General features: G+C 40.4%; 12 protein-coding genes. 2 read left to right on the top strand and 10 right to left on the bottom strand.

All coding sequences use genetic code 11. From position 1 onward, the window contains the following. Nucleotides 1-161 precede the first annotated feature (161 nt). The 5 genes from FTT99_RS08495 to FTT99_RS08475 all read right to left on the bottom strand — a co-directional run bounded on the left by FTT99_RS08495 (nucleotide 162) and on the right by FTT99_RS08475 (nucleotide 7213). Complete coding sequence (locus FTT99_RS08495; RefSeq protein WP_180129518.1) at nucleotides 162-1604, bottom strand: aldehyde dehydrogenase family protein; 1443 nt, start codon at nucleotides 1602-1604, stop codon at nucleotides 162-164. A gap of 111 nt (nucleotides 1605-1715) precedes the next feature. Further along, the gene (locus FTT99_RS08490) at nucleotides 1716-2192 is read right to left on the bottom strand and encodes a hypothetical protein (RefSeq protein ID WP_180129519.1); all 477 of its coding nucleotides are present in this window, start codon (nucleotides 2190-2192) and stop codon (nucleotides 1716-1718) included. A gap of 88 nt (nucleotides 2193-2280) precedes the next feature. Beyond that, entirely contained in the window at nucleotides 2281-4443 is a 2163-nt protein-coding gene (locus tag FTT99_RS08485) for a malate synthase G (RefSeq protein WP_180129521.1), read from the bottom strand. Nucleotides 4444-4969: 526 nt separating this feature from the next. Next, nucleotides 4970-6121: a cell division protein ZapE gene (zapE, locus tag FTT99_RS08480; protein WP_180129522.1), complete on the bottom strand. Its 1152-nt coding sequence runs from the start codon at nucleotides 6119-6121 to the stop codon at nucleotides 4970-4972. Nucleotides 6122-6205: 84 nt separating this feature from the next. After that, complete coding sequence (locus tag FTT99_RS08475) at nucleotides 6206-7213, bottom strand: AraC family transcriptional regulator (RefSeq protein ID WP_180129524.1); 1008 nt, start codon at nucleotides 7211-7213, stop codon at nucleotides 6206-6208. Nucleotides 7214-7370: 157 nt separating this feature from the next. Between FTT99_RS08475 and FTT99_RS08470 the strand changes: the two genes are divergently transcribed. After that, a complete protein-coding gene (locus tag FTT99_RS08470) occupies nucleotides 7371-8900 on the top strand; it encodes an NAD(P)/FAD-dependent oxidoreductase (RefSeq protein ID WP_180084345.1) in 1530 nt (509 codons plus the stop codon). 49 nt (nucleotides 8901-8949) lie between these two features. Next, entirely contained in the window at nucleotides 8950-9858 is a 909-nt protein-coding gene (locus FTT99_RS08465; protein ID WP_180129525.1) for a lysine exporter LysO family protein, read from the top strand. 78 nt (nucleotides 9859-9936) lie between these two features. Here the strand turns inward: FTT99_RS08465 and pyrF are convergent, their stop codons facing one another. The 5 genes from pyrF to cmk all read right to left on the bottom strand — a co-directional run bounded on the left by pyrF (nucleotide 9937) and on the right by cmk (nucleotide 14185). Further along, nucleotides 9937-10617, bottom strand: coding sequence for an orotidine-5'-phosphate decarboxylase (pyrF, locus tag FTT99_RS08460; protein WP_180129527.1), 681 nt, complete (start codon nucleotides 10615-10617; stop codon nucleotides 9937-9939). A 242-nt stretch (nucleotides 10618-10859) separates the two neighbouring features. Beyond that, a complete protein-coding gene (locus FTT99_RS08455) occupies nucleotides 10860-11225 on the bottom strand; it encodes a lipopolysaccharide assembly protein LapA domain-containing protein (RefSeq protein WP_078188931.1) in 366 nt (121 codons plus the stop codon). 24 nt (nucleotides 11226-11249) lie between these two features. Further along, nucleotides 11250-11552 (bottom strand): integration host factor subunit beta, encoded by a 303-nt coding sequence (locus FTT99_RS08450; RefSeq protein WP_067767464.1) that lies wholly within the window; start codon nucleotides 11550-11552, stop codon nucleotides 11250-11252. A 162-nt stretch (nucleotides 11553-11714) separates the two neighbouring features. Next, entirely contained in the window at nucleotides 11715-13394 is a 1680-nt protein-coding gene (rpsA, locus tag FTT99_RS08445) for a 30S ribosomal protein S1 (RefSeq protein WP_180129528.1), read from the bottom strand. A 107-nt stretch (nucleotides 13395-13501) separates the two neighbouring features. Beyond that, nucleotides 13502-14185 (bottom strand): (d)CMP kinase, encoded by a 684-nt coding sequence (gene cmk / locus FTT99_RS08440; protein ID WP_180129530.1) that lies wholly within the window; start codon nucleotides 14183-14185, stop codon nucleotides 13502-13504. Nucleotides 14186-14202 lie beyond the last annotated feature (17 nt).

The raw sequence follows: 14202 nt of genomic DNA, 5'->3' as shown, positions 1-14202 counted from the left end.
CCAAGATATTGGCTCTTTTCTCTATTACAAGACACGTTGGAGCCGTTTTTGGGACTATATTCTGCCTGATATTTCATGGAAATAAACTAAAAATGTCCTGCGTAACATTAGCTGCGGTGAAGTCTATTGCACAAGATAAAATAGACTTCAATTTGTGTGTTTTAAGCAGGGAACGTTTGCCAATGGGTGCGGGTAAATTCCTCAAATATCCACTCACCATTAAAGCGACCAAGGCCTGAATTCCGTTCACCGCCAAAGGGTGCATTAGAATGATCCGCCACACTGATGCCATTGATATGCGTCATACCTATATCGAGTTTGGCCGCAAACTCTCCGCCGCGTGCTAAATTTGAGGTACATACCGCACTCGATAAACCAAATCGGGTTGAATTTGCCAATTCTAGTGCATGCGCTTCATCTCGCGCTTTTAAAATCGGCAAGATTGGCCCAAAGCTTTCTTCTAATGCAATATCAGCATGTGCATCCACATGGGTGAAAATATGCGGTGCAACCAATTGACCTTCAATACCCCCCGCGTAGGCTAAAATTGCATCTTGCTGAATGGCATTTTGAATAATAGTTTTTAATTTATCGATTTGCGACTTATTGATAATGGGCCCTATCAGGGTTTCAGCATCATTCGGATCACCGACCACAATGCTTTTTACCCGTTTAATTAATTTTTCAACATAAGCATCGTGCAAGGATTCATCCACAATCACTCGATTGGTACTCATGCAAATTTGTCCTTGATGCAAAAAACGCCCCATCACGGTCAGTTCAACGGCTAAATTTAAATCTGCATCATCTAAAATGACCAAAGGCGCATTGCCGCCAAGTTCCAGCGCTAAACGCTTAATCCGTGAACTTACCAAAGCTTTCACCCCCACCTGTTGACCCACTTCAGTTGAACCTGTAAATGAAATCAATTTAGGTACAGGATGCTCTACAAAATAGTCGCCAATTTCACTGCCGCTGCCTGCAACGACATTTAACACACCATGCGGTAAACCCGCTTCTTCAAATAACTTTCCGAGCAACGTTCCACCTGTCACTGGCGTGTCACTTGCAGGCTTCAGCACCACACTATTGCCGCAAGCAATCGCAGTCACCACAGAACGCATCGACAAATGAAATGGAAAATTCCAAGGGCTAATCACTGCTATGACTCCCAAGGGTTTGCGCAGTACAAAACTCTTTCGACTCGGATCTTTACTCTCTAGCTCCACGGTGTGCATTTTTTCAGGAAAACTCAGCGATTCTTGGATAATGCCGAGCGCCGCATCAACTTCAATATTGGCTTTTAAACGTGTACTCCCAGATTCATCTATCAGCCATTGAATAATTTCTTCTCTGCGCTGCTGAATGGTTTGAGCTAATTTATTGATAACTTGCTGACGTATTTCAATGGGCTTGGTCATTTCTGATTTAAATGCTGCTTCTGCCGCACTATAAGCACTGTCTACATCGACACTGCTGGCTGCCTGCAATTCAAAAATCTGTGCTTGGCTAAAGGGATTTATATTTTTGATGTGACGCGTTGAAGTCCCTGCTCGCCATTGCCCACCAATATATTGCAAATCTAATGCGGTATAAGCTGACATCGTTTCCATCCTATTTTTATCATTCATCCCAATGTAAAGGCTTCAGCATTGAAAAGCTATGAGAAAAACAGGATAAAACTTTATAATTAATTTCTTTTACAACCTTATAATTTAAACAGGCTGATGAATCTGCCGCATCGCTTTATAGATTCGCCAATAAATATAACAGCTAATGATGACTTCAAAACTTAGATCTTTAACTGTGGTGAGTTGCTCAAGCGCAGCCTCCTCCATGTTAACGGTCAACATGGGTAACAGCCCTTCGACAACAACAGCGATCAAGATAAAGAGGACTAAACTCTGAATCGTTACGGGCAAATACAATGCAATAAAGCGCTTTAAAAAATCTCGGCCTTGCTCGCCGCCATTGGCTTTAAATATGGCATTCACCCAGCTGATCAGCAGACCAACTTGTAAAACAAACGAAGCCCAAGCTTCTGTAGGTTTGGATTCTGGGGTTAAGGTCAGTGCTAAGTAGCTAAAGAAAATCAATATTGAGCTGGCAATATAGTAGTTTTTATAATGGCTTTCTGAGACTTTATTCAGTCTTATATCATCCACCAACCGATTTACATTCCATAAATACATGGAGTTTCCTTTTCATTTTTTATGTCGACATTCTAACTTTCTCAAGCAATAAAAAAAGCCTCCGAAGAGGCTTTTTTTGATTTACAGATTAGTCACCTGTATAACCTTTTAATTTTAAACGGTAAGCATGAAGAAGCGGCTCTGTATAACCAGAAGGCTGCTCGCCACCTTTGAATACTAAGTCATAAGCAGCTTTGTATGCATAACCATCAAAGCCTGGTGCCATTGGTGTGTAAAGTGGATCGTTGGCATTTTGCTCATCCACAACTTTCGCCATGCGCTTAAATACTTCTTCAACTTGTTCAGCAGTTACGATACCGTGACGTAACCAGTTCGCAACGTGTTGAGAAGAAATACGTAAAGTTGCACGGTCTTCCATCAAACCAACGTTGTTGATGTCTAGTACTTTTGAACAACCTACACCCAAATCAACCCAACGAACAACATAACCCAAGATACCTTGAAGGTTGTTTTCGAGTTCTTTGGTTTTCTCTTCTTCAGACCAGTTTGTATCTGTCGCTAAAGGCGGCGTTAACAAGTCATCTAAAGATAGCGGCTGAGTATTCAACAACTCTTTTTGACGCTCAGAAACATTGCACTGATGGTAATGGATCGCGTGAATTACAGCGCCAGATGGAGACGGAACCCATGCACAGCTTGCGCCAGCTTCTGGATGCTCAATCTTAGTTTTGTACATATCAAGCAACATATCTGGTTTTGGCCACATGCCTTTACCGATTTGCGCTTTACCACGTAAGCCGGCTTGAAGACCGATCATCACGTTACGGTTTTCATATGCAGGGAACCAGATTTGAGACTTCACTTCGCCTTTACGAACGAATGGACCTGCTTCCATGAAAGTATGGATTTCATCACCCGTACGGTCCATGAAACCTGTATTAATAAAGATCGTACGATCTTTCGCTTGCGCGATACAGTTTTTCAAGTTCACAGAAGTACGACGTTCTTCGTCCATGATACCGATTTTCAAAGTCTTCGCAGGTAGACCAAGCGCTTGTTCAGCACGCTCAAATAATTCAACTGCAAATGCAACTTCTTCTGGACCGTGCATTTTTGGCTTCACGATGTACATAGAACCTTTACGAGAGTTCTTGTTTTCGTTTTCGCCTTTGATGTCTGCAAAGGTCAATAACGGTGTGATCAATGCATCCATAATACCTTCGTAGATTTCAGCACCATCTACAAGGATCGCAGGGTTTGTCATCAAATGACCCACATTACGAAGCAACATCAATGAACGACCGTGAAGCGTAGTTTCACCACCGATCAAGTTTTTGTGCGTACGATCTTTATTTAATGTACGCGTGATGATCTTACCATTTTTCTCGATTGACTCAGAAAGTGTACCTTTCATTAAGCCTAACCAATTACGGTAGCCTTCAACTTTCTCTTCAGCATCAACTGCTGCAATTGAGTCTTCTAAGTCTTGAATTGTGGTTACTGCAGCTTCAAGAACTAAGTCTTTAACGCCCGCAGCATCAGTTGAACCAATTGGGCTCGTCGCATCAATTTCAATGATTACATGCAAACCATTGTTTAAAAGTACGATTTCAGTTGGCGCAGCTTCGTCACCATTAAAACCAACAAACTGAGCTTCTTTCGCTAAAGTTGCAGTTGAGCCATCTTTTAGGCTTACAACTAACTTTTTGCCTTCTACCGCATATTTAGTTACATCTGCATGCGAACCATTAGCTAGCGGGAAAGTTTCATTTAAGAAGTTTTTAGCAAATTCGATAACTTTTGCGCCACGAGCTGGGTTATAGCCCTTACCTTTTTCCGCGCCGTCTTCTTCAGAGATCACGTCAAAACCGTAAAGAGCATCGTAGAGTGAACCCCAACGTGCGTTCGCAGCGTTTAAGCAGTAACGTGCATTACGTACAGGCACTACTAATTGCGCACCAGCCAATAATGCGATTTCTTCGTCTACATTTTCTGTGCTGATTTGGAAATCTTCTACTTCTGGTAATAAGTAGCCAATTTCAGTAAGGAAAGCTTTGTAAGCTTCGAGTTCAAATTTGTTGTTGCGGTGCCATTCATCAATTTTCGCTTGAATGTCGTCACGCTTAGCCAATAGTGCTTTGTTCTTTGGGCTAAGATCGACAACGACTTGTTCAAAGTTTTTCCAGTAAGTTTCACTGTCTAAACCTGAACCCGGTAGTGCTTCATTTTCGATGAAATCGTAAAGTTCTTTAGCAATCGCTAACTTGCCTTTTTGAATACGTGCAGTCATTGTCTTTCCTGATATTGCTATTTTTTATAACAAGAGATTCTAGTATACCCATTTATACTTTGCTGAATAGTACTATCACATTCCTAAATAATGATCATTTTCTATGTAATGAAATACCCTCATCATTCAACATAATAAAGATCAGAAATACGACGTCATCATCAGCCTGAATACCTTTTTACAGTGTATAAAGTTTTTGAAATGTCGAAATTAGACTTAAGTGCAGAATTTTGTTCTAAAACTGAACAAATAGACCCAAGCGTCAAACAAACTCACTCGATTAAGCCATGAAATGCTGCCAATGTCGATGCTACAACTTCAACCAATCAGTTTAAATTTAATGCTTTTATCGATGAATTATTAAACAGCCATACTTCTTATTTAATGATGCTTTTATCATGAGACTTTGCTTTAACTTCTATTGTTCGTTCCACAGCTTTTCTTAATTTATACATGTTTTCTAAAACTAAAAATCAAAAAAAAGAACGCCATCAAGACGTTCTTTTTTTCATTCCAACAGAAACGCTTAATTTTCTGCCGTAGATTCTGGTGCATTGATTTGACGGTGAGATGTATGTAGATAATCATCAGATTGCATTTCCAATAAGCGCGAACGTGTACGCTCAATTTCAAATGCCAATTTTTCACCTTGATATAATTCAATAATCGTATCTTCTGAAGTAAGCAACAACTTCACACTACGGTCATAAAACTCATCAACTAGATAGATAAAACGACGAGTCCCTTCAGACAAATAATCCGTCATGTGCGGCACATTACTCACTAAGACCGTATTATAAATATTGGCAATTTCAATAAAGTCCGCTGGACTACGTGGTTTTAAGCAAAGCTCAGAATATTCACACCACAGCACATCTTCCGTATGACCAATGGTTTCTACAATACGCTGATTAATAATAATTGGCTCTTGTGAAACCGTTTGGGTTTGCGTTAATGCTGTAAAACGCTGTGCCATCCACAACTTATGTTCATGTGTTAAAGGCGACTTAAACAACTGCGCTTGTTTCAATACACGTAAACGATAGTCTACGCCTGAGTCTACATTTAAAATCACACAGTTCTTTTTTACCATTTCGATGGTTGGGATAAAACGGTCACGGTGGATCCCGTTTTTATATAAACCATCTGGTGCGATGTTAGATGTTGCAACAAGGGTGATCCCACGCGTAAATAATTTTTGGAATAGATCACTCAAAATCATCGCATCCGTGACATTGGATACAAAGAATTCATCAAAGCAGATCACGACTGCTTCTTTATAAATTTGGTCGGCAACAAGGTCTAGTGGATTACGCTGACCTGAAAGCTTATTTAATTCACGGTGTACGTACTGCATAAAGTGATGGAAATGCATACGAGTTTTGCGTCGAAATGGCACAGAATCATAAAACTGATCCATCAGCCACGTTTTACCACGTCCTACACCGCCCCACATATACACCCCTTTAGGTGCAGTTTGACGACGGAAACGACGAAACGCTTTTTTAGAAGCCTTAAAACGTTGGATTAATTCTTGCCAAACTCGATCCAACTCATGCACCGCTTGCGCCTGTTCCTGATCTGGTAAAAACTGACCAGATGCTAAGGCTTGAGCATAACGCTCAGCCGGTGAAATCGGAGTAAATGCGGTGTTGTGTGGTGACTGAAAATCTGACATATCATTAAATACTTTTTTGGGCTAAATGAATTATAACGAAGAATAAACTCGAAGATATAACACTTTGGCAGTAAAGCGCATTGGCTATTTATTATATTGTCTCGGACTATGCCCAAACCAACGTTTAAACGCATGATTAAACGCCGCAGGTTCTGAATAGCCCAGCAATTCTGCAATCATTTCAATTGAATATTCATTATATTCAATCATACGGAGTGCTTTATCTTTAATAATATCTTCACGAATTTGCTTATAACTGGTATTTAACTGTTGTAATTGATGACGCAAAGTTCTTTCTGGCAAATTCAACGCTTGAGCAGTCGCTGCCATACTTGGCATTACACCACTTTGTAATTCCAAATAATCTTGAACACGCTGAACCAATGATGGTGCATCTTCATCTGCACTTAAACGTTCTAACTCTGCGATACATTTCGACTCATATAATCGAAAAGTAATAATATCGGCGGATGGAATACGAATATCTAAAACATCTTCATCAAACCAAAATGCTGCAAATGGCGCACCAAAGCGAACTTGAGAGCCATAATAATCAGTAAACATTTTTAATTTTTCAGGATCTTTGGGTTCAGCAAACGGCAAATCAATTTGAACTTGTGGTGTCGATAACCCCATCATTTTGTAAAGATCGCGGATGAATTTATAAGTTCCTGAAATCTCTGACTGCGCCAATAATGCACCCAGTGGCGCATACACATCTTGCGGTTGGTAGCATAAAGCCACTTTATGCTGCCTGATTTGCAAACTCAAACGCCCAGTTAGATGTGTCAACTGTTGAAAGCGAATCCCCTGATTTAAAGCTTGGCGTAAAGTATCACTGGTGACCAATAACATCAGCAACGGGCCATAACCCGCCAACGTATAATGCTGACCAATAAATAACCCTTGCTCAGGTTCTACATCTTTACCAATGACTTTCAGTACATCCCACTCTAAACTCGGATGAATCACTGAAGTAGGATCGAGCGCGTCGACACGCAGCCCAATAGTTTGCAAACGTTGATCGACATCTACGCCTGCTTTACGCATTCCTTGTACTAAATACATCAGGCTTAGAATGGATCGTTTCATAAATCGTAAAATGACATTAAATTTCTTCTTTTTTACTACAAATTTGCAATTATGAACATTGCCGTTTCGATCAATTTTTCTGTCACCTCAATCATATTGTTCTGATCATGAACTCAAGTATGCTTAGCCTGTAATCTCGCTTGGAATTAAAAAAATGATGCAGGAAGCGCAAACAAAAACAGTGCAAACCCCAAAAGCCAATTCTGAAATACATACACAAATCGCCATCATCGGCGGTGGTTTTGGTGGTATTGCTATGGCGATACGCCTTTTACAACAAGGTAATCAAGATTTTTTGATCCTCGAAAAAGCCAATGATTTTGGTGGAACCTGGCGTGAAAACCGCTACCCTGGCGCTGCGTGTGATGTGCAATCACATATGTATTCGCTTTCTTTTGCACCCAAAACAGATTGGTCAAAACGTTATGCTGAAGCGCCGGAAATATTTGACTATATCCAACAGGTCACCCGTGAATATAATTTAAAACAGTTCTGTCGCTTTAACAGTGAAGTGCTTTCAAGCCAATACAATGAATCAACCTGCGACTGGCATTTAGAACTCAAAGATGGCGTTAAAATTACCGCTCAATACGTGATTTTTGCATCTGGCCCGCTACATGTCCCGCAAATTCCACACATTCCGGGCATTGAAAAATTTAAAGGCAAAGTGTTTCATTCTTCTCAATGGGATCATCAATATCCATTAGAAGGTAAAAAAGTCGCATCGATTGGTACAGGCGGCAGTGCCATCCAATACATTCCTGAAATCGCACCACAAACACAGCAACTGTATGTTTTTCAACGTACCGCGGCTTGGGTCATTCCACGAGATGAACGTAGTTATCATGGTTTAGAAAAATCATTATTTAAAAAATATGATTGGTTTCGAAAAATTCACCGCGCTCGCCTGTATTGGACCAACGAATCACGTGTCGTGCCAATTGTTAAACCAACTACCATGAAATATGCGCAAAAACTGGCAGAACTGTATATTAAGTATCAAGTGAAAGATGCTGAACTTGCCAAGAAACTAACCCCAAACTACATCATGGGTTGTAAACGCATTTTAATTTCTAATAAATACTTTCCAACCTTTAATAGACCTAATGTGGAATTGGTCAGTGATGCAATACAAGAAATCACTGAAAATGCCATTATTACCAAAGATGGAAAATCCCGTGAAATTGACTGCTTAATCTATGGGACTGGCTTTATTACTGACCCACGTATTTATCTCAAGTCCTTTGAATGTATTGGTGAAAAAGGTAAAGAACTGAAGCAGCAGTGGCAAGATGGCGCAGAAAGTTATTACGGCATTAGTACTAAAGGCTTTCCAAATCTGTTCCAATTATTAGGCCCCAATACAGTACTTGCCCATAATTCAGTGGTCTTTATGATTGAGGCACAAGTCGATTACATCTTACAAATGATGCAATTGGTTTCAAAATCTAATGTTCAAGCCATCGCTGTCAAAGATCAGGTGCAAGATCAATTTAACACTCATGTACAAGACATGCTTGATGGCACGGTATGGCAATCAGGCTGCGTGAGTTGGTATCAGCAAAATGGCGGTAAAAATTTTGCACTGTGGCCAACTTATACATGGAAATATTGGCTGGCTACTCGAAAAATAAATCCAGCCGATTTTCGACTCCTCAGTAAAACAAAATCTAGTCATGCAGCTTAAGCAATAACAGGTCATAATAGGCAGGTATTCATTATCTGCCTATTTTTGTATGCAATCTTTCTGGTTGATTTTCCAGCTCTTGGCCTGTTTAGGGCTTGGGTTTATTCTTGCACGTCGCCTACCCACTTGGATTGAAAAAATCGCCTTTAAACTTCTGCCGTATTTTACTTATATTTTGTTATTTGCGATTGCAATCGAATTTTCCGAAACATTACACACCATTCCAGCACCACTGCAAATCCTATCTTCATCAGTACTTATTGCACTATTAACCTCAATGGGTGCGTTTATTTGCTGCTATATTTTATTTAAGCTTTTAGGCTACAAACCCAGTCATGGCAAAGTGTCCATGCAGTTAGTGACAAGCTCACTCATCAATATTAGCTATGCTTTTATTGCATTAGGTTTAGGTTATGCTTTTGCTGAAATGGCAGCACATTTTAGTCTTCAGCCACATATGAGTACTTGGGATCTACTCTTAGTCTTTATGTTTCTGATTGGTCTAGATCTCGCCTACTCACCGCTCGATCGTTCTTGGTTAAATTGGAAAATTCTACTTGTTCCTCTGGGCTGTATCGTCGGTTCACTTTTGGGTGCTTTTGCTGCTGCATACCTATTGCCACAAATCAGCTTGAAAGATTTGATCATGCTGTCACAAGGCTATGGTTTCTATTCGATGACAGGCATCGTCGTGACTGAATTAAAAAATGCGCATCTAGGCAGTATCGCGCTGATGAATGATTTATTCAGAGAAATTTTTGCGATTGTGTTTATGTATATTATTGGCTGGCGCTACCCACGCTCTGCAATTTCATCTGCGGGTGCAACAGCTATGGATGTCACCCTACCCATGGTCAAACAAGCCTGTGGTAATGATTTTATTCCACATGCTATGGTCAGCGGCTTTATCCTTTCTGTACTTGCACCTATATTGGTGAGCATTTTGGCGGCTATCTAACCCTCACCTAAGTCCTCTCCCAGAGAGGGAGAGGACTTCCTCTCTCCCTTTGGGAGAGAGTTAGAGAGAGGGTAAATATTAAAGTGTCGCCAAAATATCTTTTAAAGTTTGACGCATATTGTTCGATTTAGTAATTGGACGGCCAATCACCAAATGTGTAGAACCATCAAGCATGGCTTGTTTAGGTGTCACAATTCGTTTTTGATCATCCGCTGCAGAACCCTCAGGACGGATACCCGGTGTTACTAATGCAAAGTCAGCACCCAAAGTTTCACGTAACATTTTCGCTTCTTGTGCCGAACAAACTACACCATCCAAACCACTTTCTTTCGTTAAAGTCGCAAGACGCTTCACATGTTCAAAAGGTTCCACATCTAAGCCTAATTCCGCAAGATCTTCACGACCCATTGATGTCAAAACCGTAACAGCAATTAACTGAGTATTGTAATTGCCCGCCTTTAGGCGCTCTACACAGGTTTCCATCATTTTACGGCCACCTGATGCATGGACATTGACCATCCACACACCCATATCCGCAGCTGCACAAACTGCTTGTGCTGTGGTGTTTGGAATATCATGGAATTTAAGATCTAGAAATACTTCAAAACCTTTATCGTGCAATGCTTTAACGATACTTGAACCCTCATGGGTAAATAACTCTTTACCAACCTTAACTCGACATAATGCAGGATCTAACTGCTCTGCAATTGTAAGTGCGTCATATTGGCTTTTAGCATCTAGTGCAACGATGATACTCAAGAGACTTACCCTTCATTTTGACAAAATTAGTGCATTATAGATGGATTCAACTTGATCAGAAAGTCATAAAACTCATGTTAATTGAAATGATTAATTTGAATTTAGCTATCTCATTATTTTATTTAAGATATATGGCTTATTTTTTCAGCCCATAAAAAAAACACCCCGATGATCCACCGGAGTGTTAAATACAAAAATTTAAATCTACTCATAAAAGTAGTTAATTTACTTCAAAAACCCAATTATAACGGGTTAGAAGGACGCTCATTTGCATCAATATCTAAAACTGTCTTTTCATGACGCGTATGTGCAGCCGCTTCAGCAGCAGCCAGTTGAGCAGTTTGAATTTGCTCTTTACGTAGGCGGTCAATATCTTTACGTAGACGTTTAATTTCCCAGTTATTTTGAAATACTCGGAATACTTGCACTGCCAATAAAAGACCTAAAACCAAACCTAATGACAATGTTAATAGCAATAAAAGCCCTAAACGCATTGCAGGCACTTGTGTAAACAACAAATCGACTGAAAGTTCAGTGCCGTTTTGCAGAACCAAAGCCAATGAGTATCCAAATAGGACTAGTAGAATTACGACCAATACGTAACGCATAAACACCCCTAACAATGTTTTGAATTAGTTTGCAGATTCGTTTACCGCATCACGTAAAGCTTTACCAGGTTTAAAGTGCGGTACAGCTTTTGCTGCAACTTCAACTGATTTACCTGTTTTTGGGTTACGACCCACACGTGGTTCACGGTGATGTAATGCAAAACTACCAAAACCACGGATTTCAATTCGGTTGTCTGTAGACAAAGCTTCGATCATTTGATCGATCATTATCTTAACTGCCTCTTCCACTAAGGGTTCAGCTAAGTGTGGGTTTTTAAGAGAAATACGCTCTATTAAGTCAGACTTATTAAGTGCTTCAGTAGTCATCTGCGACCTCTTTAATTATCAAGCTACCTAGGATCAGTTTCCCGATAATAACCTGTTTAAATACAAAACGGTAGCGTAATAATCACTTACTACGCTACCGTTACAGTAATTGTGTAAAATATATTAATTAATTTACATTAACAATACAATTCAAACACTTACTTAGTGGTTCATTTGAGCTTTGATCAAATCACCAATAGTCTTAGGACCATTGTCTGAAGTTGCTGTAGCTGTCTTGTTCAAGTTAGCTACTGCTTCTTTTTCTTCAGCTTCGTCTTTCGCTTTGATAGACAAGTTGATAGAACGTGATTTGCGGTCTACGTTGATGATTTTAGCTTCAACTTCTTGACCAACTTCAAGGAACTTAGTTGCATCTTCAACGCGGTCGCGGTTGATTTCAGATGCTTTAAGAGTCGCTTCAACTTCGTCAGCTAACTTAACAGTAGCGCCTTTAGCGTCAACTGCAGTTACAATACCTTTAACAAGCGCACCGCGTTCGTTAGCAGCTAAGAAATCATTGAACGGATCGCTGTTCATTTGTTTGATGCCAAGGCTAATACGGTTGCCTTCAGCGTCTACTGAAAGGATAACCGCTTCAACTGTGTCACCTTTCTTGTAACGACGGATAGCTTCTTCGCCTTGTTCGTTCCAAGAAATGTCAGACAAGTGAACTAAACCATCGATACCGCCTGGTAAACCGATGAAGATACCGAAGTCAGTGATTGACTTGATAGTACCTGAAACTTTTTCACCTTTGTCGTGTTCTTTAGCAAACTCTTCCCATGGGTTAGCACGAGTTTGTTTGATACCAAGAGAAATACGACGACGCTCTTCATCAACTTCAAGAACCATAACATCAACTTCGTCACCGATCTGAACAACTTTAGATGGGTGGATGTTTTTGTTAGTGTGGTCCATTTCTGAAACGTGTACTAAGCCTTCAACGCCTTCAGCGATTTCAGCGAAGCAACCGTAGTCAGTTAAGTTAGTTACACGAGCTTTAACGATAGAACCTTTAGGGTAACGGTTCATGATCGCTAACCATGGATCTTCGCCTAATTGTTTAAGGCCTAAAGATACGCGGTTACGTTCGCGGTCGAATTTAAGTACTTTAACAGTAACTTCTTGACCAACTTCAACAACTTCTGAAGGATGCTTGATACGTTTCCAAGCCATGTCAGTGATGTGAAGAAGACCATCAATACCGCCAAGGTCAACGAACGCGCCGTAGTCAGTAAGATTTTTGATAGTACCAGTAACTGTTTGACCTTCTTCAAGCTGAGCAAGAAGAGCTTCACGGTCAGCTGAAGATTCAGCTTCCATAACAGCACGACGAGATACAACAACGTTGTTACGTTTAGCATCTAGTTTGATTACTTTAAATTCTAACTCTTTACCTTCTAAGTGAGTAGTATCACGAATAGGACGAGTATCAACTAAAGAACCTGGAAGGAACGCACGAACTGGACCGATGTCAACAGTGAAACCGCCTTTAACCTTACCAGAGATAACACCAGTAACGATTTCGCCGTCTTCAAAGATTTTTTCAAGTTTAGTCCAAGTTTCAGCACGTTTAGCTTTTTCACGTGATAAAACTGTTTGACCCATACCGTTGTCAAGAGCTTCAACAACTACATCAACAGTGTCGCCAACTTGAACTTCAAGTTCACGTTGTTCATTTAAGAATTCAGCGCGGTCAACAATACCTTCTGATTTAAGGCCAGTGTCAACTGTTACCCAGTCAGAGTCGATGCTTACTACAACGCCTTGGATGACTGCACCCTTTTCAACGTTGAGGTTTAATTCGCTTTCTTCAAAGAGGGCTGCAAAAGATTCGGTCATGATATACCTAGTAAAGTCAGCGGTCTTGGATCAGACAAGGCCGGTTTAATTAAGCGTCTACATAGTCCGTATAAGACTGATCAAGCTATGCTTCTGCTGAAAATTCTTTAGTTTGCTAATTGCTGATCGATATAATTCGTCATCAGCGCGAATACTTCATCAATACTCAAAGTTGAACTATCAATGAAATAAGCATCTGGCGCAGGCTTGAGTGGAGCGACTGTGCGTTCCATATCTCGCTTATCACGCGCTTCGATATTAGCTAAAATGTCGTTTATTTTAACATCCACGCCCATAGCCTGCAACTGATTTACACGGCGCTCCGCACGGGACTGAGCTGAAGCCGTTAAATATATCTTGGCTTGAGCATTTGGAAAAATCGTAGTTGCCATATCACGGCCATCTGCAACCAAACCAGGTGCTTGAGCAAAGGCATGCTGACGTTCTAAAAGCGCAGTTCTAAGTGCAGGAATTGCAGCAACTTTTGAGGCAAACTCTCCGACTCTCTCAGTACGGATAACTTTTGAGACATCTTCATCATCTAAAAGCACCGAAACACCTGCTTCATTTGTCACAAATTGTATGTCTAAATTTGTTGCAATTTTTACGCATTCATCCAGCTTAGAGTCTAATGCATCAATTAAGTCTTGCTTATGCAATGACAATCCCAACAGACGATATAACGCACCTGAGTCGAGTAAGTGGAACTGATAATGTGCCGCAATTTTTGCTGCCAATGTTCCTTTACCTGAGCCACTTGGGCCATCAATTGTAATGATTTGAACTGTCATTGCTCTTCCACTTTTGT

This window comes from Acinetobacter sp. YH12040 (assembly GCF_013420005.1).
GTDB classification, from domain to species: domain Bacteria; phylum Pseudomonadota; class Gammaproteobacteria; order Pseudomonadales; family Moraxellaceae; genus Acinetobacter; species Acinetobacter amyesii.
Note: the sequence above shows the minus strand (reverse complement) of the source record. Positions and strands in the feature narration are given on the sequence as shown.

What these genes read in the sequence shown, in the direction of transcription:
- FTT99_RS08450 (WP_067767464.1), bottom strand. Translation starts at nt 11,552, where the DNA reads ATGACTACTGAAGCACTTAATAAGTCTGACTTAATAGAGCGTATTTCT.
- FTT99_RS08485 (WP_180129521.1), bottom strand. Translation starts at nt 4,443, where the DNA reads ATGACTGCACGTATTCAAAAAGGCAAGTTAGCGATTGCTAAAGAACTT.
- FTT99_RS08455 (WP_078188931.1), bottom strand. Translation starts at nt 11,225, where the DNA reads ATGCGTTACGTATTGGTCGTAATTCTACTAGTCCTATTTGGATACTCA.
- cmk (WP_180129530.1), bottom strand. Translation starts at nt 14,185, where the DNA reads ATGACAGTTCAAATCATTACAATTGATGGCCCAAGTGGCTCAGGTAAA.
- FTT99_RS08495 (WP_180129518.1), bottom strand. Translation starts at nt 1,604, where the DNA reads ATGTCAGCTTATACCGCATTAGATTTGCAATATATTGGTGGGCAATGG.
- zapE (WP_180129522.1), bottom strand. Translation starts at nt 6,121, where the DNA reads ATGTCAGATTTTCAGTCACCACACAACACCGCATTTACTCCGATTTCA.
- rpsA (WP_180129528.1), bottom strand. Translation starts at nt 13,394, where the DNA reads ATGACCGAATCTTTTGCAGCCCTCTTTGAAGAAAGCGAATTAAACCTC.
- FTT99_RS08465 (WP_180129525.1), top strand. Translation starts at nt 8,950, where the DNA reads ATGCAATCTTTCTGGTTGATTTTCCAGCTCTTGGCCTGTTTAGGGCTT.
- FTT99_RS08470 (WP_180084345.1), top strand. Translation starts at nt 7,371, where the DNA reads ATGCAGGAAGCGCAAACAAAAACAGTGCAAACCCCAAAAGCCAATTCT.
- FTT99_RS08475 (WP_180129524.1), bottom strand. Translation starts at nt 7,213, where the DNA reads ATGAAACGATCCATTCTAAGCCTGATGTATTTAGTACAAGGAATGCGT.
- FTT99_RS08490 (WP_180129519.1), bottom strand. Translation starts at nt 2,192, where the DNA reads ATGTATTTATGGAATGTAAATCGGTTGGTGGATGATATAAGACTGAAT.